Raw genomic sequence first — 26,932 nt, forward strand, 5'->3', positions numbered from 1 at the left:
ATTCCGCATCATACTTTTGGCTAAACATTCAGCAGATTCTGTTTTTCAGAAGTATCACCACCATATACAGATCCAGCTTAAATCGACCAGTCCTGAATTTCCCAGCACTGCTCTTCTGCTAAGGTTTCCAGACGGTCATCAGGGTTAATGGCAAAAGCATGATCTGCATACTCCAGCAGAAAACGGTCATTGATCGAGTCTGAATATGCCCAGGACTCTGTCACATCACGCCCTTCCAGCCACTGATCCAGACGCGCCAGTTTGCCTTTCTGATAACACGGAATATTGATTACTTTGCCTGTGTATTTTCCATCCACAACTTCTGCATTGGTCGCAATAATCTCAGTAATACCAAATTCACGGAAAATCGGCGCAGTAATAAAATCAGAAGTTGCTGTAATTCCCACCAGCTCATGTCCAGCATCTTTATGTCGCTGAATCGCTTTGAAGCCTTCAGGACGCATTTGTGGACGAATCACTTTTTTCATAAATAACTGATGCAGTTCAGTTAAATATTCATTATCGTGCTTTGTTAAAAATTCAAAGACAAATTCATTGTAGGCAATCGGGTCAAGCTGCCCTGCTTTGTAATCTTCATAAAACTTATCATTCATTGCACGGTGATGGACAGGATCCACCAGCCCCTCATTGACCAGAAACTCACCCCAGGAGTGGTCAGAATCGGTATTTAATAAGGTGTGATCCAGGTCAAATAACGCCAATTTCATGAAAATACCCGTTTAAACTGAAATTTAAGAAAAAAATTGTAAATCTATCACCGCTAGTCGATAGAAATTCGTTAAGATCATAGCAATTTTACAACATTATTACTTTGACTTTATCGAGCTGGATAAAAAAGAGAGTATCCCCATATATAAAGTCAGAGATATTAAACAATTTTAGGTGCCAGATGATCGATTCAGAAGGTTTCCGACCCAACGTCGGGATCATTTTGGCAAACGACTTTGGACAGGTTTTATGGGCAAAACGCATTGGTCACAATGCTTGGCAATTTCCACAAGGAGGTATCCAGCTTGGAGAATCCCCTGAACAGGCACTTTTCCGTGAGCTGAGAGAAGAAGTTGGCTTACTGCCCGAACACGTCGAAATCGTAGCGCAGACAAAAGGCTGGTTGCGCTATCGTTTGCCGCATCGGTATATACGCACGGATTCAGATCCTGTATGTATTGGTCAAAAACAGAAGTGGTTTTTATTGAAACTGACAGCGTCTGCAAAAAACATTCAGCTGAACCTTTCAGACCCTCCTGAGTTTGATCAATGGCAATGGGTCAGTTACTGGTACCCACTGGGTCAGGTCGTGAATTTTAAACGCGATGTATACCGTAAAGCCATGGTGGAACTGTGCAATCAGTTACCCATGAAAAAACCATAAAAAATCGCATTAAAATGCAGATTTTATGGACTACTGTTGTTATAAATATATTCAGGATTAATTTTTAACTGGAGCAGTTTTATGTCGAATATGCAGCTGGACACCCTAAGACGCATTGTGCAGGAAATCAATGCGTCCACCAGTCTGCATGAATCACTCGACATTATGGTCAATCAGGTGGCGGAAGCCATGCATGTTGACGTCTGCTCCATCTATTTACTGGATGAACGCAATCAGCGTTATCTGCTGATGGCATCCAAAGGTCTGAACCCCGAATCTGTCGGTCATGTTTCACTGCATACCAGTGAAGGTCTGGTCGGTCTGGTCGGTCAGCGTGAAGAAATTGTCAACCTGGACAATGCACCTAAACATGAGCGGTTTTTATATCTGCCTGAAACCGGAGAGGAAATCTACAATTCTTTCCTGGGTGTGCCGGTCATGTACCGCCGTAAAGTTATGGGGGTACTGGTTGTTCAGAACAGAGAGTCACAGGATTTCAGCGAAGCCGCAGAATCTTTCCTGGTGACCCTGTGTGCACAGCTTTCAGGCGTGATTGCACATGCTCATGCTGTTGGTAATATTGACGTCTTCCGTAAACCCAGCAACACCCCTGCCTACAAAACCTTTCAGGGCGTTTCTGGTTCAGGCGGTATTGCTTTAGGTCGCGCTGTTATTTTATATCCCCCTGCTGATCTGGACGCTGTTCCCGACCGTGAAGCAGATGACATCAGTGAAGAGCTGCTGTTACTGGATAATGCCATTGCATCGGTCAGACAGGAAATTCTGTCTCTGGATGAAAAAATGCAGGATGCATTGATGGCAGAAGAACGGGCTTTATTCAGCGTGTTCCTGCGGATGCTTGATGAAAATGCCCTGCCTGCTGAAATCAAAACTGAAATCCGTGATGGTAACTGGGCACAGGGGGCTGTCCGCAATGTCATTGATAATCATGTAGCACTGTTTGCACAGATGGAAGATGACTATCTGCGGGAACGGGTTTCTGACCTGCGTGATCTTGGACGACGTATCCTGGCTTTCCTGCAGGAAGCCGATTCCAGTCACCGTGAACTGACTGACGAAAGCATTCTGATCGGTGAGGAAATTTCCACAGCTGCACTGGTGGAACTGCCAGTCGATAAAATTGCAGCGATTGTTACAACCGAAGGTGCGATGAACTCGCACATGGTGATCGTGGCTCGCGCACTGGGGATTCCAACCGTTGTCGGAGTGACAGAACTCCCGATCAACACGCTTGATGATGTTGAAATGATTGTGGATGCTCATCAGGGGCGGGTCTTCATTAATCCACCGCGTCGTCTGCGCACCCGATATAAAGAAGTTCAGAAAGAAGAAGAACAGATTGCCAAAGACTTAAAACAGTACGAAACCAAGGATGCTGTTACCCCAGATGGCGTGGCGGTCAAGCTGTATGTCAACACAGGATTAATGATTGATGTTGTCCGTGGTGTACAGCGTGGTGCCAAAGGCGTTGGGCTGTACCGTTCCGAAATTCCGTTTATGCTCCGTGACCGCTTTCCTGGTGAAGAGGAACAGCGTCTGATTTACCGTCAGCAGCTCAGTCACTTTGCCAATAAACCCGTAGTGATGCGTACTCTGGATATTGGTGCAGACAAAGACCTGCCGTATTTTTCCATTGAAGAAGAAAACTCTGCACTGGGATGGCGTGGTATCCGCTTTACCCTGGATCATCCTGAAATTTTTTCTTCACAGATCCGTGCAATGCTCAAAGCCAGTATTGGTCTGAACAATCTGCATATTTTACTGCCGATGGTCACCAGTGTCAGTGAGGTTGAAGAAGCACTTTATCTGCTCGAACGTGACTGGGTCGCTGTTCAGGAAGAAGAACAGGTTAAAATCACCAAACCTAAAATCGGCATCATGGTTGAAGTACCCAGTGTACTTTTACAGATTGAAGAATTTGCTGAACTGGTGGACTTCTTCTCTGTAGGTTCCAATGACCTGACTCAGTATCTGCTGGCGGTTGACCGCAACAATCCCCGGGTTGCCAACGTTTATTCGCATTTCCATCCATCAGTACTGCGTGCGCTGAGCCGACTGGTCAAAGAGTGCCATAAATACGACAAACCGATCAGTATCTGCGGTGAAATGGCAGGTGATCCTTTAACAGCAATTCTACTGATGGCAATGGGCTTCAATACCCTGTCCATGAGTTCAAGTAATATCTTACGGGTACGTAAAGCAATCTGCCATGTCCCAATGAGTGATGCAGAGGAGTTGTTGGAGCGTGTTCTGAAAGTGAGTAACCCACTGATGGTGAAAAGCTGGATGGAATATTATTTTAAGACGCATGGTCTGGAAGATATGGTGAAATCTGCAACACGTATTATCAGTGCCTAACAGAGAAAGGGTTTTCTTTTACCTCACAGCATCATTTTACTGTTCAGATCACCTGACATAAAACTGAAGAATTAACAGGCAATAAAAAAGGGAGATAATCATTTGAGTATCCCCCTTTTTTGTGTTTTGCATAACCTCGTTTTGCATTCTTTTTTCGATCTACAAAAGTCTGGCTCTTGTTAAAATCGTTCATGTGTTTTGCCACAAAGTTGTGAATCACAACTTCAGGCGCAGCTTTTTTCTTCGCCATTTTATTTACCTTTCAGACTGTATTTTCACCACTTGGTGAAATGCTGATAGTACGCTTTTTTGCATAAAATGCAAGCCTGAACATACATCTCAGTTATTTCATTTTTATCATATATAATAAAAGTTTACATAAAATCAGATCAATATGATTCCCCATCAACATTCAGAACTTTTAGCTGAATATATTCTTAGAAGCCTGACTAAATTACGTCATAAAAGGTATGAATCCTATGTAGTCCACAGGATCATTAACTTACTCGATGACTTTTCCTTAAAGTTTGTGACTCAACAATATGTTAGACGTTCTGATAATAGAATTGCGCTTACAGATCTATTTTTTCCACAACTCAAATTACATGTTGAAGTCGATGAGGGACATCACTTTGTAATCCATGATCAAAATTATGATCAACAACGTTTAATAAGAAGTGACAATCAACCACACTATATTATTCAGCACCATAATGAAGATAAAGTCAGAGAAGCAGATATTATCAGTATTACAGGGCATCAAATTTATAGAATTAATGTCGATAAACAAGAAAATAACGCACCTCAAACATTAAGTACTATTCATCAGCAAATTGATGATCTACTTTTAATCATAAAAAATCTAAAAGCTGAATTAAAATCAGAGAATCGATTCCATCCATGGGATATTGATCAGGAATTTAATCCACAAACGTATATCGACTTAGGTTCAATCCATCTCAAAGATAATGTTTTATTAAAAACAGGAAAGGATGTCTGTAATTGCTTTGGACACAATTATAAAGGTATGCAACGAGGAGGGGCTATACATCCTATAGAATCAGATACACTCATCTGGTTTCCAAAATTATTTGAAAATGAACACTGGATCAATTCAATTACTCCTGATGGATTGATTATTAATGAGAAATCAACAAATCAGGAAATCATGGCTAAAAAAGTGATTGAATGGAAAAGTGGTCCCTCAAAAAGAATCGTCTTTGCTCGCGTCAAAGATAATTTAAGTGCCAGAACATTTTATCGTTTCATGGGACTCTTCCAACTCAAATCCACGAATGAAACGGATGGCTGCACATGGATACGCATTTCTGAAAGTGTAAGAACCTACCCTCCCAAATCAAATCCATAACTGATTTTAAGGGTGTATATGAATGTCAGTTCCGAACATTCATATACGCTCCAGTTCCATCTTTCATAAACGTCCCTATAACTCAAAATAAAGACAATGATAACAAGCTGTTATAGCCTAAAAACACACAGCCTTACATTAAGTTTCATCAGAATAAAAAATAATTAAATATTTTCAACAAGTTAAATTTGCTTTATTTTTAAAACGTATATATATTGTATATACATTTTGATTTTCACCTTTGGGGATAAATACGTGATGGCTGAATTACCCAAAAAGACAAAGGTGAATAAAAAAGATGGTCAGCTCTTAATTCGCATTAGCAGTGCTGAACGGGATGAGTTTTTACAATTGTGTGAAAGTCTTGATACCAGTGCGGCACGTGAGTTAAGAAAATTTATCCGTAGTTTTATCAAAAAGCATCAGCCAACGGATACTCAAACGAAGGAGTAACATGATGTCAAAGCAAGTTAAATCTTTAAAGAAACAAATCAAAGCGCGTTTGGACAAAATTTCAAAACACGAAGGTAAATTGAAAAAACTCCAAAAAAAGCTTAAAAAACAAAAGTAATTTTCAATAATTACGGGTTAAAAGTATCAGCTTCAAATCTAATTTGATTTAAGCGTATGAAGGTCATCATGATGATGACCTTCGCTGATTTTGGCATTTAAAAATCTATTTCAACTCGCCAACGCCCTTTCCAACAATCGCGCTACATCCACTGCTTTTGCATCTACCATTCCCACGACTCGTCCATGAAATTCACTATAACGCGTTGCAATAAATGCATCGGCAACAAACTCAGGTGCATACTGTTTCAGTAAAATGGCTTGAGCGAGAATGACCAAGCGACTGACCAGACTACGTGCCATAAACTGCATATCATCGGCTTGTAGGCTACTGAATAACTTAAACAATGACTGTAATTCATTTTGCAAAACAGCATCACTTGAAGCCACTTTGGCGAATGATTGGAACAGAACTTCAATCGACTCACGATCACGTTGAATGGCACGCAATACATCCAGACACATGACATTGCCCGAACCTTCCCAGATGGTATTTACAGGGGCTTCTTTAAAAATACGAGCCATGATGCCTGTATCGACATAACCATTGCCACCAAAGACTTCCATCATTTCACCTGTCAGCTCTACAGCACGTTTGCATACCCAAAACTTAGATGCAGGGGTCATGATGCGTTTCCATGCCAGTGACATTTCATCATCCTGCTCATAGCAATGTGCGAGATGAAAACTGAGTTGCATTGCAGCTTCTGTTTCCAATGCCAAATCCGCAAGCACGGCTTGCATCAAAGGTTGTTCGGCTAAATGCTTTCCGAAAGCTTTGCGCTGACGGGTATAGGCAATGCACTGTACCAATGCCTGACGTAGCATCGCACTTGAACCCACCGAGCAAGTCAAACGGGTGTAATTCGCCATTTCAATAATGGTCGGAATACCACGCCCTGCCTCACCGATCATGATGCCCCAAGCCTCTTTAAATTCGACTTCTGAACTTGAGTTACTGCGATTGCCGACTTTGTCTTTTAAGCGTTGCACGTGAATATTATTCTTCGTGCCATCTTCCAACCAACGTGGCACAAAGAAACACGCCAAACCATCCTGTTCAGTTTTCGCCACGACCAGATGCGCATCACACATTGGGGCTGAGAAAAACCATTTATGCCCTGTCAGCAAATAAGCTTTTCCACGACCTGATTCCGCCACAGGTACAGCAAAAGTTTCATTGGCACGGACATCTGAACCGCCCTGCTTTTCCGTCATGCCCATACCCATCCAGATGGATTTCTTTTGAGCAATAGGAATATCACGTTCATCGTATTCATTGGACAGTAATTTTTCGCCAATTTTTGACCAAAGCTCAGGTTCATTCTGAATCAGTGGAATACTGCCTAAAGTCATTGAATTGGGACATAAATTGCCACATTCAACCTGTCCACTTAGAAAAAATCGTGCTGCCCAATCCACCCATTTTGAAGAAGACTCTGAATGTTTAAATGGATGTGCATGGGTATTGAACTGACGGTTAATGCCCATCCATTTATGCCATGCAGGGTGAAATTCTAAAAAGTCTTTACGGCGACCACGTGCATCAAATGCATGTAATTCAGGTGTATGACGATTGGCTAGGTCTGCATATTGATAATATTCTGCTGAACCGACAATCTCTCCAAACTCCGCTAAAGTCTGCTGATCCTGACTGCCATAGCGTTGTAAAATTTCCTGTAGGACTTGATCTGTGCTGAATAAATTGTAGTTTTGCAATTCATCAAATTGGTTGCTGATCTCATGGGTCTGCCATGCTGTGGTTGTTCCAGATTGTGCTGTATTCATCCTGAATCTCATCTTGTTGTTTGCTTCGATTCCATTCAGTATAGAAGAAAATCTGTAGATGGATGTTCGGGTTATTTTTATGGCATTGCCTGCGATCAATGTACGTCGTAAACCTCGCCAGTCAAGGGCTCGCATCACCCAGGAAGCCTTGATGGAAAGTTTTGTTCGGCTTTTGCATGAACGCCCTGCCAGTGAAATCACTATTCGGGGAATCACCGATGTTGCAGGTGTCGGCTTAGGTACTTTTTATGAGTATTTTTCTAAGAAAGAAGATTTGATTGCGTTGACCATTCATCAGCATGTGAAAAGTAATGCTGAAGCCTTAAAAAGTTATGCACAAAGTCTGATCGAGTTATCCACAAATCTGGATTTTTCAGCATATTTACAGAAAGTGATTCATTTTCAGTTACAGGAAATTCAAGCACAGCAATTTTTATGGGCACAGACTTTTTTACTGGAACGGCAGATTTCGAGTATTGAAATTTATCGTAAAAGTTATGACATGATGGTGCAGATGTGGCATACCATTCTTACGCCTTTTGTTCAGGATCATGAGCAACTGAATCGGATCAGTTTAAATGTGCAACGGGTTTGTTATGGAGTGACCTCACAGACTTTATTGATTGAGCCTGAGTTTGGAGGATGGCATGTTTTGGAGAATGATGTGATTGGTCTTTTAAACAATTTGATAGGGATATAAGTTTTATATTTGCAAAATATTTTAAAATTGAGTGAAAACGAAGCCAACTTTTTCAGGTCGGCTTCTTTGATGATAAATAGCGATCTTAAAATCATTCAATTAATTGAAAAATACAAACTATTTAAATTAAATTTCGCATAACCTCCATTATGTTAAATGGATAATTGGTTGAGGGAGTTTTATGCATTAGTCTCTCTTTATTGCAGTCAATTGAGTCATCAATTGATCACCATAAGACGTTAAAGTCCAATATATATTGTTATCTGATGGAGGGTGTTTTTTATTACTTAATTCAATTAATTTCAAGGCTCTAAACTGGACAATTACAAGTCTTAAATCTTCCAAATATGCTTTTCTATTAGATAAATTTTTTAATTTATTTGTCTCTGCGAAGACTTTAATTTCCTTATTACAATATCTGTAAATGCATTCTCCAAGAAGAACTAATAAATTTTCTTCACTATTTTCTACAATCATACTTGGTGATAAATGCTCAAAAATGCTATTCCAAGTTATCCCCACCGGAATCGCATAACCTGTTTTGCTTGCATAACGATCATCGTTAATTTTATTAGCTGTCAAGTAAATATGTAGAAAAATACTATCTTCACCTTGTGACAGGTTTTCAATGCCTTCAGGTTTTGACCTTAAATTTTGTATAGTAGTTTCAAGTTCCTGGATCTTATTTCTTAAGGCTAAAATTTCTTGAGTTGTGTTTTCAGAGGGTATTAAATCAGCACGAACCCATCCTATAGCAGGATAAGTTTTTATTGTTTTACTAAGGCTTAATGAAACAATTCCCGAAATTTGATCTAAATTTTTCCAAAATTTAACAAGTCTTCCTGTACATACTTTTTCTCGAAAATTTTCCAACTTTTCTTGTAAATTGGAATCTTTTTCACATTTGATTTGAGGTAAATTATTAGGTTCACCATGAACTAATGCAATAACTTTCATTCCTTTAGAAACAGCGTAGTCATATTCCATTTCAGTGTAACCAATACCCTCAGGACTCAAAGAGCCATATCTTCCTCCAATTAATAAAAGATAATAGTCACAATCATCAATAACTTTTTTTATAAAATCCCATTGTTCTTCATCTGCTGCTGGAAAGAGTTCCATTCCTGCAGGAATACAATCCATCTCCATGAGAGTTTGAATGATATGTTTACGTTCTTCTTCTAAATCTTTGAAAGTTGAACTTACAAAAACTTGATATCTTTTATCCATTTAAATTACAACTGTTAACTTTTTATAAAAATAACATGCTTAGTTTTTATAAGCTATTTATTATTTATTGGACAAAATTCTTTATAAAATTCGATTCTGTCGTATTAAGAATATCTAAAATTAATATAATACATCTTGTACGAAATTCAATCAGTTATCTTTTTTAAATCAGTAGATTACAATCCATACAAAAGCCTAACTGATCCAGGTTGGACTTTTTTAGATAGGAAATCATCATTCCACAAACCTCATTTCCCCCACACCATTTGCTGACTTTAAAAGATATAAAAAAACTCCTTTCAGTCATGTTTGAAAATCAGTTTATGCGATAACTTATTGAACAATTTCAACAAAACAGACCTGATCATGTTCAATAAAAAAATTTCAGATCGTTTTATCAAATATATCTACCCACTTGTAGATGCTACAAAAAGTCAGGAAAACAAAGCCTTTCCACAGAACTATAAACTCCTCCCCTACACTCATTCCAAAAAAACTGGATGGACGCATTTTGGTGTCATGATTCCTGATCTACCTGCACCACATCACTTTTATTCAGTCATGTCCATCATCGGTACAGCAGGTGCATTGGCGTTTGATAACGATCATGCTTTAAAAGATACACCACGAAATAATGCAACTGCGGTTGTTGGAACAGGAACAAAAAAGACCAGTGTATTTGCAGGTTATTCGATTCCGAAAGAATGTCAGTTTGCCGAAGATGGTTCACATATTCAGTTTGGCAATGACCTCACCATTACAGGTCAATATCCACATTACTAGCTTCATTCAGGCAATGAAAACTATCAGATTGATCTGGACTTAAAGCTAACAGATAAAATTACATGGTTTGTTAAAACACCATTTTATGATCACATCAGTCTCCTGGCAGAATATTCAGGGACACTGCAAAGTGAAGGTCAGTCTCAGGAAGTTTCAGGCTTATGCACCTTTGAACATGCAGCCGCTGTCAGCCCACATTTAATCTGGAAAAAAGCACTCAAACAAAATCTGAAATTACCTTTAGATTTCTTTACCTATCAGATCATTAACCTTGCTGATGGAACTCAGCTACTGCTCAATGATACCCGTATTAATGGTACTCAGATTGTCAGTAAAGCCTTCTTCCGTTCATTGACCCAATACAATAAAACCTGCACAGCTGAGTTTAAGGTCATTGAATATCAGGAAGATTTAGCGACTGCACCTGATGGCAAACAGATGAAATTGCCACAGGTTTTTGAATGGTGTATTTATGAAGATCAGCAGGAAATTCTTTATTTACGTTGCACAGTGAATACTGAATTTAACTATGGCTTAGGCAGTGGTTATGTCGGAGGCTATGCTTATACAGGCATGCATAAAAATAAAGAAATTCAGGGACAAGGCTATATTGAGTATATAGATCGAATGGAAAGTTAATAACCACAAAAAAACCGCCCTCAGGCGGTTTTTTATCAAGACAAGGCTTTGTATTTTGTACTCTCAGATCAGACTTCAATCTGACTGCCACAAAGAACCCAGTTTCAAGTCCCACTCTGCCGGAGTAATCACCATTCTGCCGGCATTTGGAGTCAGTGTAATTTCACTGAAGTAAACATAATCTTTTGATAACAGAAAATCCACCCGGCTATAACCCTTCTGCAAACAAAGTGTCTCAGACAAAGTTACCATCTGACATATTTTTTCTGGTTTATCGATACAGATCGGTGAGTTTTCTTTCAGATCCACTTTAAATGGCTGTAACTCCCAGGTGGTATCATAAATATTGGAGTAATCCTTACCCTGCCTGTCCTGAACATCCACCTCGATATATGCGGGTTTCCCCTCAAAGCAATGTACCCGGCAGGTCGTAATAATCAGATCATTTTTAGTATCATGATAAAGGTCAATGTATTGCTCAGCGATGATCCGTGGCTTAATATCTTTGTAGTGCCATTCACGCTTTCTGTAGTACATGTTCATACTTAAATGATTTTTAAATTTAAGCGCAGCACTGCCTCTATCAAAACGTTTTTTATCTGAACAGACGGTAGCACTTCCACTGTCATGCGTACATTTCAGGACGAACTTTTCTGGTAAGGCATTAAAATCTATTTCATCAAAGTGTTTGTATACACCCAGTACAGGAACAAGATGAGATGAGCAGATTTTATCTGAAATAATCTCTCTGACAGCCAGTTTATCTGCAAGCTGCGTATGCAGAGGATCTCTTTCAAAAATCATCCGTGCCGTAACTTTTTCATTAAAACTGGATGGTTTATCGAAGTCAGGAACGTACCCCAGTTTACTGATAAATCTTTTAGTTAAATATTTTCGATCCGAAACAAACCGGGTTCTGATTACTTTCGCCAGATAAGTAAGATTGTCTATCATAAGAAATAAAATTTAATTAATTTAAAATAAAGTTCTTTCAAAAAAGCTGCTTTCTGTGACTTTGGTATGCGTTAAAAAATAGAAATCACAGTGAAGGTTTGTTAACAAAAGTTAACACAAAACACATTATTAATACATGCTATTTTCTATAAAAAAATAGCCATTTTTCATATACAACACTTGAGCATGCTTCCAGTTCAAAAAACGCTGAGAGGCACTGATTGAAGCACAAAAAAGCCGATCTTTCGATCGGCTTTTTTGTGTAGAAAAGATTTATTTCACATCAAAACGGTCAGCATTCATGACTTTTGTCCATGCTGCCACGAAGTCTTTGACAAACTTCTCTTTGTTGTCGTCCTGTGCATACACTTCTGCATAAGAACGAAGAATCGAGTTGGAACCAAATACCAGATCAACACGGCTTGCAGTCCATTTCACATCGCCTGTTTTACGCTCAACGATGTTATATGAATTTTTACCTGTTGGTTTCCAGTTAAAGTTCATGTCCGTCAGATTCACAAAGAAATCATTGGTGAGGACACCAACTTTATCCGTGAACACGCCTGCTTTATTGTCTGCATAGTTTGCGCCAAGTACACGTAAACCACCAACTAACACCGTCATTTCAGGTGCAGTCAGACCAAGCAACTGTGCACGATCAAGTAACAGCTCTTCTGGCTGAACTACATAATCTGCTTTTAAGAAGTTACGGAAACCGTCAGCTTTAGGCTCAAAGTCTTCAAATGAATATGCATCGGTCTGTTCCTGAGTCGCATCACCACGCCCTGCTGTAAATGGTACTTTTACATTAAAACCAGCGGCTTTCGCTGCTTTTTCAACGGCAGCAGTACCACCCAGAACGATCAGATCAGCGATACTGACTTTTTTGAACAGACTTGCCTGAATTTCTTCCAGTTTTGCCAGTACTTTAGCTAAACGTGCAGGTTCGTTTCCTTCCCAGTCTTTCTGTGGTGCAAGACGGATACGCGCACCATTGGCACCACCACGGTAGTCCGAACCACGGAAAGTACGAGCACTGTCCCAGGCCGTTGCAATTAATTCTGCTGAAGTTAAACCACTGTCCAGCAGTTTTGCTTTTAAGTTGGCAACATCTACGTCAGACAGCGTGTAATCCACAACAGGGATTGGATCCTGCCACACCAGATCTTCTTTAGGAACATCAGCACCTAAGTAACGGGTTTTTGGCCCCATATCACGATGCGTCAGTTTGAACCATGCTCGTGCAAATACATCTGCCAGTTTGTCAGGATTTTGATAAAAATCTTCTGCAATTTTGCGGTACGCAGGGTCAAATTTCAGTGCCATATCGGCATCTGTCATCATCGGGTTACGGCGTACATTTGGATTGTGTGCATCAACAGGTTTGTCTTCCTCTTTGATGTTCACAGGTTCCCATTGTTTTGCACCTGCAGGGCTAAGGGTTTTTTCCCATTCATACGTGAACAGTAAATAGAGGAATTCATTGTCCCATTTGTCAGGATGCGTCGTCCAGGCACCTTCAAGACCACTGACCATGGTATTTGCGCCATTGCCTGTGCCTTCTGAGTTGTGCCAGCCAAGACCCTGGAATTCTACATCTGCACTTTCTACATCCGCACCGAGGTTTTCAGCTTTACCATTACCATGTGCTTTACCCACTGTATGACCACCAACGGTGAGTGCAACAGTTTCTTCGTCATCCATCCCCATACGGTCAAACGTGACACGCATGTCCTGCGCTGTACGCAGTGGATCCTGTACGCCATCGACACCTTCAGGGTTAACATAGATCAAGCCCATTTGTACCGCAGCAAGTGGATTTTCTAAAGATGAACGATCTTCATCACTTGCATAACGTTCTTTGGTTGGTGCAAGCCATTGACGCTCTTCACCCCAGTAAATGTCTTTTTCAGGTGCCCAGATGTCTAAACGACCGCCGCCGAAACCAAAAGTTTTTAAACCTGCAACTTCATAAGACACTGTACCTGCAAGGACGATCAAATCCCCCCAGGAGATTTTATTGCCATATTTCTGTTTGATTGGCCAAAGGAGACGACGACCTTTATCTGTATTGACGTTATCAGGCCAGCTGTTTAAGGGTGCAAAACGCTGGTTCCCAGTGTTGGCACCACCACGACCATCCTGTTTACGGTATGAACCCGCCAGGTGCCATGCTGTACGTACAAACATACCGATATAGCTACCATAGTCAGATGGCCACCAGTCCTGGCTGGAATTGATCAGTTCACGTAAATCCTGCTTCACCGCTTCCAGATCCAGTGATTTAAATGCTTTGGCATAATCAAAATCAGGATCCATCGGGTTGGTTTTCTGGTCATGTTGAGAAAGAATATCGAGATTCAGTGCATTCGGCCACCAGTCAGTATTGTTAGTGCTGGCTACGCTGGTCTGCCCACCGGCTTGATGGAAAGGGCAACCTGAAGCTGGCTTATTGTTATCCATATATAATTTCCTCATTCATCAATTCTGATTAAAACTTTAACCGTTTAAAATTTCTGCTACAGCATCAACATAGCTGTTTTTTATGACAAGCTAAAGAGAATTTAACGAATAAAAACAATCGGATTTTTCAATTTAAAGCATTATTTTTTAATGAGTTATGAAATTACAGTGTTTTAGCTGCATTTTAGCGCCAAATTCCATATAAACTTTATGTGATTCATTATTTTTATCAGACTTTTCGGTTATTTCGATGGTGATTTATTTCACATATTTCGCCTTTTTTTTAAACATATCTGTTCATAACAACCATCACATAACGCTGGCAGAACATCACTGTTGCGTGCTGTGAAAATACAGCTGAATTTTCGGCTTCAAACTCATGCAGCCCAGTTTGGTGGATATATTTAAGCGGGACAACCATAATCAGATCATAAAAAATGGTGCTGAATTTCATTGAGATCATTCTGACCTGAATAAAATGCAGCACCAAATTCTTTAACCTGAAACTCAGTGATCAAACCACGAGCCTGCGCCCTTCCTTGACACAGTAAAATGGATTCATCAGTTTGGATGAGTTTTTCATGGCTTTATGCAGATCCAGTTCGGGTTGTTCACGGCTTTCATCTGTTAACTGGAAAGTCCGGTAGTGAATCGCCATTGAACATTTTGAATGCAGATCTTTATGTGCCTGAAAGGCATCTTCAGGATTCATATGCAGGTATTTCATCAAAGCCCGTGGTTCATAGGCTCCGATCGGTAACAGTGCAATTCTTGGTGCACCATATCTTTGGTGAATTTCCCTGAAATGCGGACCATAGCCTGTATCACCAGCAAAGTAGCAATGATCTGTTCCATGCAGAATCGAAAAACTTCCCCAGAGCGCCCGGTTCTGATCACGGATACCGCGTCCTGAACTGTGCTGTGCAGGGGTATATACAATTTTCAGTTCATTAAACAGCGCTGACTGCCACCATTCCATTTCAATCACATTCATGTAAGCAGGTAAATACCAGCCATTGCCCAGACCAGTATAGACCGGCATGGCAAATTTTTCATGCAGCCATTTTAAACTGGCGATATCCATGTGGTCATAATGGTTATGACTGAGTAAAACAGCATGAATTTCTGGCAGTTCTTCCAGCGCAATACCTGCCGGACAGACCCGTACAGGACCTTTACCACGTGCAGGACCTGCGTAGTCCGCCCATACAGGATCTGTGAGCAGGTTATAAGGACCGATCTGAATCAGTACTGTTGCATGCCCGACAAACCATACCTGCCAGTCATCCAGTGCTGCATTGGGTCTGTTCTGTGGCAGACTCCGTTTTGAAGCATGAAATTCGCTGTGCTCCTGATTTATATCCACATTCCATGTGTAGGACTTTCGGCTGATCAGCCATTTAAACAGGTCGGATCGCTTCCAGCCTTGTGGAGCCCGTTGCTGATTAAAAAAACGTACCCCATTGAAGTGATCTGACTCCATAAAATGAAATACTGGCTGACGCCATGTGTGTGACCAACATGCTTCGGTTGGTAACTGAAAATGAACTTGTTGCTGATTTTGTTTCATGTACTTCAATTTCTAAAATTAATCACACTTCATTCGCATGAATGAAGTTCAGCGGAATATATTCAGTTCAGACGCCCTTTCATCCGTTCCAGCCATACTTCCTGAGTCTGAGGCTTCACAAACAATGCCACAATTTCAGGATGAATCTGTCGGATTCTTGCTTCAATTCGGTTAACACACAGTTCTATGTCATCCGAAGTCAGATTGTCTTTAAACTCCAGACTCAACGATGCGATCACCTGATGCGCCCCAATCTGCTCAGTCAATACACCATTTGCTGACTGAACTGCAACATCATCCTGTGCGATCTGCAACACATTATGCCTTAATTGTGGGTCTGCCGTTTCACCAAGTAATAATCCTTTGGTCTCACGGGCAAGTAAAAATGCTGAAACCGCCAGCACCACACCAATCAGAATGGAAGCTACCCCATCCAGCACAGGCATGTCCAGCTGATGTGCAAGAAAAATCCCCAGTAAAGCAATAAAAAGCCCGATCAGTGCTGCTGAATCTTCAAACAGTACTGTAAATGTCGTCGGGTCTTTACTGCGACGGAACGCTTCAAAATAGCCCAGACTCCCCTTGGTTTTCTTAAAGGCTTTTAAAGCCACAAACCAGGATGTCCCTTCACACAGAATAGCAAATCCCAGCACAATATAGTTTACCAGTGGGTTTTTCATTTCCTCAGGATGAAGAATATGCAGCACACCCTGATATACAGATACAATTGCACCCAGTGCAAACACCATCAGCGCAACAATAAAAGCCCAGAAATACAGTTCCCTGCCATAACCAAAGGGATGTTTTGCATTGGCAGGTTTCTGAGATTTTTTCATGCCGTGCAGCAGCAGGATTTCATTCAGCGTATCCACCACTGAGTGAACTGCTTCACTGAGCATGGCTGAACTGTTGGTGATATATGCCGCAACAAACTTCACCACAGCAATCGCAAGATTACCCAGCAATGCCGCATAAACAACAACCTTATTTGAATCTGACACCAGGAATTATCCTTGATAAAGAATTGAACGGCGGGATATTTTCATCATTGATTTTTATTTGAGCCTTCAAATATATTAACCAGGCTGGACTGAAGATATTGTTTATTTTTGATGTCAGATTCTGGCTTATCCCTCTGTTTTGGGCATTTTCCAGCAAACGTTTTTCTATTCAACCGATCAGTTAAAATCAAATATTATGAAAATTGTATCATCCACACCTGAACAACATGCAGAACTGCTGAAACTGTGGGAGGCTTCCGTCCGTGCTACACATCATTTTCTGAATGACAGGCAGATTTCAGAAATCAGACAACAGATTATTGACCATCAGTATTTTCAGCATGTAGCACTGTTTCATGTGGAACAGGAGCATGAGATTCAGGGCTTTATTGGACTGTCTGAAAATAAGATTGAAATGCTTTTTATTGCACCCGATCTGCGAAGACAAGGCATAGGTTTACAGTTGCTGCAACATGCACTGAGACTAGGTGCAACTCAGGTCGATGTAAATGAACAGAATCCTGAAGCGACCGCATTTTACTTAAAACATGGTTTTGAAGTGTATCAACGCTCTGAGACAGATGATGCAGGCAACCCATTTCCCATTCTGCATATGCAGCTGACCTCATCACATCAGCATGCATAGTCCGATCAGGATGAACGGTGCTGTTTCCGCCATTCCACCCAGAAGTACATTACAATCCCCATCATGACCACAGCAATACCTATAAAAGCATGACTGCTGATCTGTTCATGATTCAGCCCTGCACCGAGTACCAGTGCAATAACTGGGGTGATTACATTGCTTAAGGACACCGTAGATGGTTTAAGCCTCCTGATCAGCCAGAAATAGCAGAGCATTGCCACAATGGATGACATGATCATGGTGAACAGAAAACCGATGATGGTCTGAGTTCCAGGCAGACTGACAGGCATGTGCTGCCAGACAAAAGGCAATAAAAATAGCGAACCCAGTGCTGAAATCAGTAGAGAACCCGTTGCCTGAGACATAGCACTCAGGGGTGCATTGATCTGTTTAACCCAGAAAATGGAACTGATATAAGACAGCATACTGATCAGCATCAGTAAAATACCAATCGGGTTCACTTTACTGTCCGCTGATGCCGCAAAGACAAAAGTCAGCCCAGCTGTTGCAATCAGCATGCCTAGCCATTGCAGGGCAATCAGACGCTGTGTTTTTAAAATAACGTGTCCAATTAAACCGGCTAGCAATGGAGAAAAACCGAAAATCAGTGCCATCAGACCTGATGTCAGATAATTCGCTGCCAGATAAATAAACAATTGTGCTCCGATCAGATTCAGACTGCCTGCGACATAACTTTTCAGAGAAATACGGTCAAAAGGCAAAGGATTCCGCAGAACCAGTAAAATCAACACAGCAATTAAAGATGCACCAAAGTAACGGATGATCAGCACCCACATCGGATGCACTTCCTGCACACTCCAGACAATGGCAAGCGGTGTCGTCGCCCAGATCAGAATCAGCAGAACATAAACAGCTGCTGTGACAGGCAATGCAGAGGAAGATTTCATTTCAACAGTATCCTGATCCATAACCGTTTCCAGTTAATGGAAAGTAAAAAAACCGGTTTTCGGGGGTCCTCCAAAAACCGGTTCAGTTTGAATAGCCAGTTCAGCACATCATCGACATAAGATGTGCCGTGAACCAATTACACAACTTTTTTCAGATCAACAGTCAGATCCAGATGTCTGTCTGCATCAAAAACTGTATTTTTTGAAATCATTTTCTTTAAGAAACGCATTTCCTTCGCTGCATTGACTGTAATGCCTGCAACAACCTGCCCCTCACTGACTCCGATCATCACAAAGGAATTGTCGGCTCCTTTGGCTTCATCCATCTCACCACGGACCTGCCATTCATTTGCTGCCATATCGCCAGCAAACTGATAGTTGATGTCCAGCTGATCTGTCCAGAACCATGCAGGGTTCGGTGTCGGATGCTCTACACCCATCACGTGACGGGCAAAAATCCCTGCCTGGAGGTTGGCATTTTCCCAGGTTTCGACACGACCATATTGACCATTGCCACGCAACTGAGTCGCCACATCACCTGCGGCATAAATGTCAGGATGTGATGTCTGGCAGTTTTCATTCACCTGAATCGCAAAGTCTACGTTCAAGCCTGCATCCACAGCCAGCTGCGCATTTGGGATAATCCCGATGCCGTAAATGACAGCATCTGCACGAAGTTCTTCACCACCTTCAAGTGTGATGACCACTTCTTCATCCTCAAGCTTACAGTCCGCAATCCTGGTTTCAAGGCGTACATCGACACCTGCAAGGCGTTGTTGAGCCAACAGGAATTCACTCAAAATACGTGGCGATGAACGTCCCATCACCATGCTGCCCATTTCAATGACCGTCACCTGACAGTCTTTAAAACGCGCAGAAGATGCAAGCTCCAGGCCGATCACACCACCACCGATTAAGACAATACGGCGACCTGCCTGTAATACAGGGACAAGTGCCTGCGAATCTTCAAGATTACGCAAGGTATAAACGTGTTTACCTAATGCATCAAAATTCGGTAAACGACGTGCCGCACCACCTGTGGCAAGCAGTAACTTATCAAAGGCAATAATTTCACCATTTTTAAGTTCAACTGTTTTTGCCTCAGCGTTGATTTTCACCACACCATTGTCACAGATATGCTGAACACCTGAATCTGTCAGTTTCTGTTCTGACAAAATCTCAATTTTGGTTTCATCAGGCTTTAAGATCACATCTTTGGACAAAGGTGGACGTTCATACGGCAGATGTGTTTCATCTCCCACCAGAATGATATTGCCTTCATATTTGTTGGCACGAAGTTCTAAAATGGCGCTCGCACCTGCTTGACCTGCACCAACAATAACAATGGTTTTCGTCTCATTCTGGCTCATGGGAGATTTCCTTTATTTATTTCAATTCAGCAGATACGATGCCGAAGCCCGCAATCCACTCACTAATATCTTCGTAGCAATGTGTGGTCATGTCGTATTCACCCACTTCATGCATAGCTGCAAATGCTGCCATCCATGAACGGACTTCCTGACCACCACGACCGCCATCTTTACGGATTTCAGCTTCAGTCATCGCTTCAATCGCTGCAAAGTCAGCTTTAGCAAAAGTCTCAAGCAAGGCACGATCCCATTCAGGATTCAGCGGTACAGAAACTGATTTATCTCCCGCAGCCAGGCGTTGTCCAACTGAAATGACTTTTGCCTGGCGGTTGTTACGCGCTTCTTCACTTGGATTACGTCCACAGATCAGAAACTCTTCCACTTCAGGTGGTACTGAACCCATCTGTGGTGTTGGTGGATCGTGTGATAAGCCACCTGTTCCTAAAATCAGGACACGTTCATTTTCAAGGTTCAATGATTTAACAAACTGCCCCACAGCACGACCTAAAGCCACTGTGCGTTTCGTGGTTGGCATCGGTGCAGCAGCACCATTGATAAAAATCGGAATGGTTGGGTAACGATCCAGTTTTCCACCGCACAGGAAATGCAGGGGTTGAGTCACACCATGATCGGCCTGCATACGGTATGAATAGGCAACATCAACACCCTCATCCAGTACACGCCGCACTAAATCAATCGCTGTGTCTTCAGGAACATTGATATGATCATTGTCTTTACCATAGTCCCAGTCCCCTGCTGCTGTGGCACGAATCCCCACGCAGAAGCTCGGCATCAGGTCATAGAAAAAACCATTAAAATGGTCTGGACCAAAGGTGATGATTAGAGTCGGATCGTAATTTTCAACTTCTTTTGCAAGTCTGGCAAAAGTCTCACGGACTTTTTCCTCTTTGTATTTCTCTTGCGGAGAAGCAAATTCCATTAAGGGGCTGTGCGATGCACAAATAAGTTTAACGGCCATGTGTAACTCCTGAACGGAAGGCAGCCAGAGTCGGCTGCCGAGTAAGTCCTTTACGTTTCAGACGGATTAAATTTCGTCAAAGAAGCCGGCACGCGGTTGACGTAAACCACGGATACCTAAGCCACATTCTGCATTGATTAAAACACCCGTCAGTGGACGGTTGTTCTGACGGGATGCCAGTAAAACGTAAGAACCAGTCATATCTTCGGGTTCTGGTAAGAAGTTGAGCGGCATACCGCGGGCAATCTTCTCAGGATCACGCGCATCCAGTAAGCCAAGATTTTCCTGACCCAGAGATGCAGCGCCTTTAATGTTGACATTCATACCTGAGGGCGCCACAGCGTTCACTCGTACTTTAGGCGCAAGCTCATAAGCCAGTTCCTTCATCACACCCACACCAGCATGCTTGGATGCTGTGTACACAGGGCCTCCGCCTGCTGAATACAGTGCAGAATTAGACAAAGTAAATATGATGGAACCTTCAGAAGCTATCAATGCATCAAGCGCAGCCTTGGCACCCAGAATTAAAGACTTGGTGTTAATGCCCATGATTTCATCAAAGGCTTTTTCAAGCTGTTCACCTGATGTATTGACGATATCTGCGTAGTGATCCCAGATACCTGCATTTCCAACAAAACAGTCAAGCTTGCCATAATGTTCCACAGTCGCCTTTACAGCACGGGCATTATCTTCATAGCTGGCTACATCTCCTGCAATCGCCAGTACGCGGTCACCAAAATGTGCTTTCAGTGCATCCACTTTTGACTGTGAACGCTGAAGCACGGCAACCTTCGCACCTTCTTCAAGAAAACGCTCAACCAGTGCCCAGCCTAAACCAGAACCACCGCCGGTAATCAGTGCAACTTCGCCCTGTAGCCAACCCATGATCACTCTCCTGCCATTTCTACAAACAACTGCCCATCTTCCACAATCACAGGGAATGTTTTGATTGGATCAGTTGCAGGCAGACACAATGCTTCACCTGTTTTTAAACAGAAACGAGCTGAATGTAATGGACATTCCACAGTACCGTCATCTTCAAGATAACCTTCTGACATCGAAGCATTACCATGCGAACAACGGTCATTCATGGCGAAGAACTCTCCGCCATTATTAAATACTGCAAGCGCTTCAATACCATTCACGCCACAATCCACTTTCAGCGCGTCGCCTTCATCCAGATCATCCACCTGGCAAACAAAAATCTTATTCATCAGAAGAACACACTCAGGTTATGTGAGTTATAAGTCACCTGATCAAGGGTGATCTTACGGTTGAAAATCTGGAAGCCTAAGCCACCTTCAACTTTACGCAGTTTGTCGTGACGCTTACCGCAGTAGATGGTGACATCTTTCTCTTTCTGTGTGCGGTACAACAGGTAAGTGACATAGACATCGTATTCACCATCCACTTCAGTCGGCTCAATGATCACATTTGAAACCATGTGCGTGGTGCGTGACGGAGGTTCTTCAGCCCATGCCATACCTGTTTCCAGACGTGCAACACGGCGTTCCAGCAAATGTTTGTTGTCGTTGAATACCCACGTCGTTGGTGGTTCAACTGAACGGCGGCGGTCACGGGTCTGTGCATTTGGCGTCGTACGCAAGGTATACGAAATATCCTCTGCAAATACTTCCAGCCAGTCACGGAATTTCCAGTCATCCAGCAATTTTGCTTCACGGTATAAAAACTGGCTGATCTGATGCTGAAGTTCTAAGCTGACTAAACTCATTTCACAAGCTCCTTCTCATACGCTTCTGCAGCTGCTTCCACGTCTTCCCATTTTTCATGAATCAATAAATCTGCCCAGCGACGGTACATGCCACGTGCTGCTGTTTCAGAGAAAATGTAGTTGGTAATCCCTGGAATACCATCTTCACGGACTTTTTCATTCCCCAGACCCATTTCCATGATCAACGGGTTTTTACGTGCTTTATAGCCACGCAGAACTTTCTGAATTTCGATCCAGTTTTCCGAGTCATCCTGCTCAAGGAAACCGGCAGGACCAAAAGCACGGGTCGCAGAACGTTCAAAGGCTTCTTTGACTTCCTGAGAAGCTTCAGCATCTGCAATACAGAACGCCCACACTTCAGTTTTGTTTGGACCACGTGGATGCCATACACGAAGCGTTGCAGTACCGTTCAACCATGACATGGTTGGGAACATGGTGTTGTGACCCGCCAGACGTAATGCACGGACTTCACCTAAACGCTCTTTCACTTCATCAAATGTTTCACGGAAATAGTTGGCAACCTCACCATCCACCCAGACGTTTGCATCCGGTTTTTCAGTAAAGAAGAAGCCTGAACCATGACCACGTGAACCGTACTGGATCGCATCTTTAGCCGTTTCCCACACAGGACGTGCAGTCTGTGCAGCACCTAATTTTTTAGATGATTCATCATCCGGTTTTGCACCCAGTACCTGGATTGCAGATGCATGAGAGAACAGAGCGTGATACTGGTCAGATGCAAACTGCTCTGCTGCAAATTTCCAGTTACACTCGATTTCCCACTTGTGTACACCACCGATGATTTCAGTACCGCCAGGACGACGATCAATCACACCATCCAGATACCAGGCAATATCACCCATATATTCGATCAGATCAGGTGTAGACTCATCCCAGCACCCAAAAATCAGTCCTTTATAAGACTCAACACGGTTAACCTCTACCAGTCCCCAGTGCTCTTTACAGGCACCCTGTGGAAATGCACGGTCTTCCAGTGGAATATCTTTCAATGAACCATCCACGCCATAAGACCAGCCATGATATGGACAGGTAAATGCACGGGTATTCCCACAGTCAGCAAAGCTGACACGCATGGAACGGTGACGGCACTGGTTTAAAAATGCTTTGATTGAGCCGTCTTTCTGACGCGCCACGATGATTGGATCTTCACCCATATAGGTATTGAAGAAATCACCTGCCTTAGGAATCTGGCTTTCATGGCAAAGGAATAACCATGTACGACCGAACACACGTTCAAGTTCCAATTCGTACAGATCAGGGTCGGTATAGATGGATGGCGAGATACGTCCATTTTGCGCATCGACTAAAGCGTCGATTTCACGCACATCAATTTTTCCACTCATGAAAGCTCTCCTGCGACAAACGTGGGGTCACAAACTTAATTGCTCAACTTTCATGGATAATGGATTTTCAGATGATTTTGGTGAAATATTTTTTTTGTTTCAATTAATACGTTTTATCAATTATTAGCACAGTTATTTCTTATATGGAAAAGCTAATTGATTCTCACAAACCATTTATTATCTAAATGGCAGAATAATCTTCACCTCATAGTTGTTTATAGATTATACTCTTTCGAAATTATAGTAAGACATTTTTTGGATTACTCATCGGACTGTTTATATGGAATTACGTCACCTTCGCTACTTCATTACTGTTGCCGAAGAACTCAACTTCAGTAAGGCTGCACTCAAACTTTATACCGCACAACCCTCTTTAAGTCAGCAGATCAAAGACCTCGAAGAAGACGTTGGTGTAAAGCTTCTGCATCGTACCAAGCGTAAAGTCGAACTGACTGAAGAAGGTGCTGTATTTCTTGAACAGGCACGTCTGACCCTGGCGCAGGCAGACAAAGCCATTGCCATGGCCCGTCAGGTGTCCAAAGCCAAACAGCAGATGCTCCGCATCGGTTTCGTTCCTGTCGCTGAAATGAAAATTTTCCCTTATGTTCTGCCCAATTTACGGGTTCAGAATCCGGACCTGAAAATTGAACTGCTCAGTATGAACAACACTGATCAGATGAAAGCACTGAAAAAAGGTGAGCTGGATATCACCTTTACACGGCATAACTTTCACAATGACGAAGTGGAAAGTCAGTTTGTACTGCGTGAACCTCTAATTTTTATTCTGCCCAAAGATCATCCTTTAGCAAAATACGAAAGAATTCCAGTTAAAGCACTGAATGGTATAGATTTTATTATCCCTGCTGCGGAGCAGTCCCTGACCCTCCATAATACGATTCTCGATTTTGCAAAAACCAACAGTATTGAATTCAACATTGTTCAGAAAGCTGACAATATTCTGTTCAATATCAACTCGATTGGTATGGGACTGGGCTGTACGATCCTGCCGGGTTATATTGCCCCTCTGACCATGAGCAATACCGTAATCCGCCCTCTGGATGTAGAGCTGCCTTACCTGGATCTTTATGTCAGCTACCGCAAAAACAGCACCTCTGAATCCGTCAATAAATTTATTGAATTACTGACCCGTGTTTTTTATCTGAATATTAATCGTGACTGATTAACTTTTAACTCGTGGCTTATACTGTTTTCATGCACCAGTATTTTTAAATTGAATACTGGTGCTTTTTTTTATACAGATACGATAACATTTGATCAGATAAATACATCTGACTGCAAAATAAATCTCCTGAGACTGAACTGACTTATTGGAAATAACGTATAACTTTTATTTCCGAAACTGATAACCACCTAAAAATAAAACAGCTTTACAACTTAAGTCTAATGAAGCCCGTGGATATGAATTAAAATAATATTAAAGAATCAGAATAAATAAGGGATAAAACACTATGCCTATGCGTCATATTCATCGGATGAAAACAGGAATTCAGTCCCGCCCTTACTTTTTTGTTACTTTTCTGCTCACCGCACTGCTTTATATAGTCATCAGACTGATCAGTGAATGGCACTGGTCCAGTGCTGTATTACTGAGCTGGAATATTTCAGTATTTATCTACCTGAGTATTACCATGAAAATGCTCTGGTCCACGACTCAGCAGCATATTCTGAAACGGGCTCAGCAGCAGGACGGCAGCAAATGGATTATTCTGTTACTTGTTCTACTGACCTTAATCATGTGCTTTATTGCCATTTTTGTTGAACTGTCAGATCTGCCCACCGATCATCTACTGAAAAGCCGACATCTCATTCTCTCTATCAGCACCATTATTTTTGCCTGGTTTTTTATGCATACTGTTTTTGCTGTTCATTATGCACATGACTTTTATCTTGCACTGGACAAAGACCAGGATGGTGGACTGGATTTCCCAAAAACACCTCAGCCCTTGTACCCTGATTTTATTTATTTCAGCTATGTCTGCGGTACGTCTGCACAGACTGCTGATGTGTCCGTGACATCGCGCAACATGCGTGTACTGAACACTTTACATATATTGCTGGCATACGGATTCAACACCACAATCCTGGCAATCTGTATTAATGTTGCAGCGAGTTTGATTATGGGGTGAAATACTGACTGCTGAGAGAAACAGGCGGCCATAAAAAAGGACAGCTTGCGCCATCCTTTAGATGAATCAATATATAAAACTTACACGCCACGTGCGGTTAAATAGTCTTTGATCACGGTATTGAATTCTTCAGACTTTTCCACCTGTGACCAGTGACCACACTGACTGAAAATATGTGCATCAGCATGAGGTACCGTATTTAAAATATCCCATGAACGAGACACTGGAATCACCACATCCTGAACACCATGAATCAACAGTACAGGCACAGTAATGTCTTTCATTTTTTCAAAATCAAGCGGAAACTCAAAACGGTCACGGTCACGTGCGCCAACCACATCCATCAGACGGTCAGATGCGTAGTCATTTTTAGCTGCTTCATAGCGAACTTTCACCAGTTCATCTGTGATCAGGGATTTATCAACTACAAACATGGACAAAGTTTTTTTAATGCCTTCTTCGGTCAGTACAGGGTTTGCATGTGCTTTCAGTGCAGCAGTCTGTTTAGCACCGCCAGTCCCCATAGACACAATACCGAGCACACGATCCGGATAGTCCAGTGCCAGCTGGAATGCCAGCCATCCACCCAGTGAATTACCCACCAGCCATGTTTTTTCAATCCCCAGTGCATCCAGGGTACGGATTGCATGATCCACCCATGCACGGATACCATAAGCGGTATTTGGTGCAACAACCGTCTGACCATAACCAATGGTATCAATTGCGATACAACGTGCCTGCTCTCCAATCTGTGGCAGGTTCAGCCACCAGTTTGCAGCGGCAGAAACACCTGTACCAGAACCATGTAAAAACAGAATCGGAGTTCCTGTTCCGACTTCATGGTAATGGGTCAGCTCACCTTCCGCAGTTTCAATCCATTTGTCTTCAAGACCAAAAAATGCATCCGTTGTATAATCAGGAATCTGAACTGTGCTCATACTTACTCC

General features: G+C 42.1%; 24 protein-coding genes and 1 pseudogene. 9 read left to right on the forward strand and 16 right to left on the reverse strand.

The features are described from left to right. Nucleotides 1–77 precede the first annotated feature (77 nt). The gene (locus CDG61_RS15130) at nucleotides 78–728 is read right to left on the reverse strand and encodes an HAD family hydrolase (protein WP_087550494.1); all 651 of its coding nucleotides are present in this window, start codon (nucleotides 726–728) and stop codon (nucleotides 78–80) included. A 182-nt stretch (nucleotides 729–910) separates the two neighbouring features. Here CDG61_RS15130 and CDG61_RS15135 point away from each other — a divergent pair, with 182 nt between their 5' ends. Continuing rightward, on the forward strand, nucleotides 911–1,393 hold the full coding sequence (locus CDG61_RS15135) for an RNA pyrophosphohydrolase (protein ID WP_087513686.1): 483 nt from the start codon (nucleotides 911–913) through the stop codon (nucleotides 1,391–1,393). 81 nt (nucleotides 1,394–1,474) lie between these two features. Next, nucleotides 1,475–3,772, forward strand: a complete 2,298-nt coding sequence (gene ptsP, locus CDG61_RS15140) for a phosphoenolpyruvate--protein phosphotransferase (protein ID WP_087550493.1) — start codon at nucleotides 1,475–1,477, stop codon at nucleotides 3,770–3,772. 43 nt (nucleotides 3,773–3,815) lie between these two features. Here the strand turns inward: ptsP and CDG61_RS15145 are convergent, their stop codons facing one another. Then, nucleotides 3,816–4,022, reverse strand: a complete 207-nt coding sequence (locus CDG61_RS15145) for a hypothetical protein (protein ID WP_087550492.1) — start codon at nucleotides 4,020–4,022, stop codon at nucleotides 3,816–3,818. Nucleotides 4,023–4,166: 144 nt separating this feature from the next. Between CDG61_RS15145 and CDG61_RS15150 the strand changes: the two genes are divergently transcribed. Both CDG61_RS15150 and CDG61_RS15155 read left to right on the forward strand, forming a co-directional pair. Next, a complete protein-coding gene (locus CDG61_RS15150) occupies nucleotides 4,167–5,141 on the forward strand; it encodes an AbaSI family restriction endonuclease (RefSeq protein ID WP_087550491.1) in 975 nt (324 codons plus the stop codon). Nucleotides 5,142–5,399: 258 nt separating this feature from the next. Next, nucleotides 5,400–5,594 (forward strand): hypothetical protein, encoded by a 195-nt coding sequence (locus CDG61_RS15155; protein ID WP_087550490.1) that lies wholly within the window; start codon nucleotides 5,400–5,402, stop codon nucleotides 5,592–5,594. 228 nt (nucleotides 5,595–5,822) lie between these two features. On the opposite strand, the gene CDG61_RS15160 is transcribed toward CDG61_RS15155, so the two are convergent. Next, nucleotides 5,823–7,499, reverse strand: coding sequence for an acyl-CoA dehydrogenase family protein (locus CDG61_RS15160; protein WP_087550489.1), 1,677 nt, complete (start codon nucleotides 7,497–7,499; stop codon nucleotides 5,823–5,825). Nucleotides 7,500–7,578: 79 nt separating this feature from the next. On the opposite strand from CDG61_RS15160, the gene CDG61_RS15165 reads away from it, so the two are divergent. After that, entirely contained in the window at nucleotides 7,579–8,199 is a 621-nt protein-coding gene (locus CDG61_RS15165; RefSeq protein ID WP_087550639.1) for a TetR/AcrR family transcriptional regulator, read from the forward strand. 186 nt (nucleotides 8,200–8,385) lie between these two features. Here the strand turns inward: CDG61_RS15165 and CDG61_RS15170 are convergent, their stop codons facing one another. Beyond that, nucleotides 8,386–9,429, reverse strand: coding sequence for a DUF4062 domain-containing protein (locus tag CDG61_RS15170; RefSeq protein ID WP_087550488.1), 1,044 nt, complete (start codon nucleotides 9,427–9,429; stop codon nucleotides 8,386–8,388). Between the two features lie 561 nt (nucleotides 9,430–9,990). Here CDG61_RS15170 and CDG61_RS17765 point away from each other — a divergent pair. Further along, nucleotides 9,991–10,851 (forward strand): annotated as a pseudogene (locus CDG61_RS17765) (DUF6670 family protein). A gap of 75 nt (nucleotides 10,852–10,926) precedes the next feature. Here CDG61_RS17765 and CDG61_RS15185 read toward each other — a convergent pair. The 4 genes from CDG61_RS15185 to CDG61_RS15200 form a co-directional block, all read right to left on the reverse strand. After that, nucleotides 10,927–11,805 carry an ATP-grasp fold amidoligase family protein gene (locus CDG61_RS15185; protein ID WP_087550485.1) on the reverse strand — a complete coding sequence of 293 codons (879 nt, stop codon included), beginning with the start codon at nucleotides 11,803–11,805 and terminating at the stop codon, nucleotides 10,927–10,929. A 273-nt stretch (nucleotides 11,806–12,078) separates the two neighbouring features. Then, nucleotides 12,079–14,268 (reverse strand): catalase/peroxidase HPI, encoded by a 2,190-nt coding sequence (gene katG / locus CDG61_RS15190; RefSeq protein WP_087550484.1) that lies wholly within the window; start codon nucleotides 14,266–14,268, stop codon nucleotides 12,079–12,081. A gap of 514 nt (nucleotides 14,269–14,782) precedes the next feature. Next, nucleotides 14,783–15,838 (reverse strand): MBL fold metallo-hydrolase, encoded by a 1,056-nt coding sequence (locus tag CDG61_RS15195; RefSeq protein ID WP_087550483.1) that lies wholly within the window; start codon nucleotides 15,836–15,838, stop codon nucleotides 14,783–14,785. A gap of 62 nt (nucleotides 15,839–15,900) precedes the next feature. Continuing rightward, a complete protein-coding gene (locus tag CDG61_RS15200; RefSeq protein ID WP_087550482.1) occupies nucleotides 15,901–16,839 on the reverse strand; it encodes a cation diffusion facilitator family transporter in 939 nt (312 codons plus the stop codon). 196 nt (nucleotides 16,840–17,035) lie between these two features. On the opposite strand from CDG61_RS15200, the gene CDG61_RS15205 reads away from it, so the two are divergent. Beyond that, nucleotides 17,036–17,485, forward strand: a complete 450-nt coding sequence (locus CDG61_RS15205; RefSeq protein WP_087550638.1) for a GNAT family N-acetyltransferase — start codon at nucleotides 17,036–17,038, stop codon at nucleotides 17,483–17,485. Between the two features lie 5 nt (nucleotides 17,486–17,490). Here the strand turns inward: CDG61_RS15205 and CDG61_RS15210 are convergent, their stop codons facing one another. The 7 genes from CDG61_RS15210 to hcaE form a co-directional block, all read right to left on the reverse strand. Further along, nucleotides 17,491–18,393 (reverse strand): DMT family transporter, encoded by a 903-nt coding sequence (locus CDG61_RS15210; RefSeq protein WP_087550637.1) that lies wholly within the window; start codon nucleotides 18,391–18,393, stop codon nucleotides 17,491–17,493. 137 nt (nucleotides 18,394–18,530) lie between these two features. Beyond that, the gene (hcaD, locus tag CDG61_RS15215) at nucleotides 18,531–19,763 is read right to left on the reverse strand and encodes a 3-phenylpropionate/cinnamic acid dioxygenase ferredoxin--NAD(+) reductase subunit (RefSeq protein ID WP_087550481.1); all 1,233 of its coding nucleotides are present in this window, start codon (nucleotides 19,761–19,763) and stop codon (nucleotides 18,531–18,533) included. A gap of 16 nt (nucleotides 19,764–19,779) precedes the next feature. Next, nucleotides 19,780–20,742, reverse strand: a complete 963-nt coding sequence (locus tag CDG61_RS15220) for a 3-carboxyethylcatechol 2,3-dioxygenase (RefSeq protein ID WP_087550480.1) — start codon at nucleotides 20,740–20,742, stop codon at nucleotides 19,780–19,782. 66 nt (nucleotides 20,743–20,808) lie between these two features. Beyond that, complete coding sequence (hcaB, locus tag CDG61_RS15225) at nucleotides 20,809–21,627, reverse strand: 3-phenylpropionate-dihydrodiol/cinnamic acid-dihydrodiol dehydrogenase (protein ID WP_087512711.1); 819 nt, start codon at nucleotides 21,625–21,627, stop codon at nucleotides 20,809–20,811. A gap of 2 nt (nucleotides 21,628–21,629) precedes the next feature. Next, the gene (hcaC, locus tag CDG61_RS15230) at nucleotides 21,630–21,956 is read right to left on the reverse strand and encodes a 3-phenylpropionate/cinnamic acid dioxygenase ferredoxin subunit (RefSeq protein WP_087512710.1); all 327 of its coding nucleotides are present in this window, start codon (nucleotides 21,954–21,956) and stop codon (nucleotides 21,630–21,632) included. Then, entirely contained in the window at nucleotides 21,956–22,474 is a 519-nt protein-coding gene (gene hcaF / locus CDG61_RS15235; RefSeq protein WP_087512709.1) for a 3-phenylpropionate/cinnamic acid dioxygenase subunit beta, read from the reverse strand. Before hcaF ends, hcaC begins: the two co-directional genes overlap by 1 nt. Beyond that, on the reverse strand, nucleotides 22,471–23,838 hold the full coding sequence (gene hcaE, locus CDG61_RS15240) for a 3-phenylpropionate/cinnamic acid dioxygenase subunit alpha (protein WP_087512708.1): 1,368 nt from the start codon (nucleotides 23,836–23,838) through the stop codon (nucleotides 22,471–22,473). The genes hcaF and hcaE overlap by 4 nt, the downstream gene beginning before the upstream one ends. Nucleotides 23,839–24,118: 280 nt before the next feature. On the opposite strand from hcaE, the gene hcaR reads away from it, so the two are divergent. Both hcaR and CDG61_RS15250 read left to right on the forward strand, forming a co-directional pair. Next, nucleotides 24,119–25,018: a DNA-binding transcriptional regulator HcaR gene (hcaR, locus tag CDG61_RS15245; RefSeq protein WP_087550479.1), complete on the forward strand. Its 900-nt coding sequence runs from the start codon at nucleotides 24,119–24,121 to the stop codon at nucleotides 25,016–25,018. 289 nt (nucleotides 25,019–25,307) lie between these two features. Continuing rightward, nucleotides 25,308–25,985: a DUF1345 domain-containing protein gene (locus tag CDG61_RS15250; protein WP_087512706.1), complete on the forward strand. Its 678-nt coding sequence runs from the start codon at nucleotides 25,308–25,310 to the stop codon at nucleotides 25,983–25,985. A gap of 80 nt (nucleotides 25,986–26,065) precedes the next feature. On the opposite strand, the gene CDG61_RS15255 is transcribed toward CDG61_RS15250, so the two are convergent. Further along, entirely contained in the window at nucleotides 26,066–26,923 is an 858-nt protein-coding gene (locus tag CDG61_RS15255) for an alpha/beta fold hydrolase (RefSeq protein ID WP_087512705.1), read from the reverse strand. Nucleotides 26,924–26,932: the final 9 nt, after the last annotated feature.

The sequence above is a fragment of the Acinetobacter sp. WCHAc010052 genome, from assembly GCF_002165295.2.
Lineage (GTDB): Bacteria > Pseudomonadota > Gammaproteobacteria > Pseudomonadales > Moraxellaceae > Acinetobacter > Acinetobacter chinensis.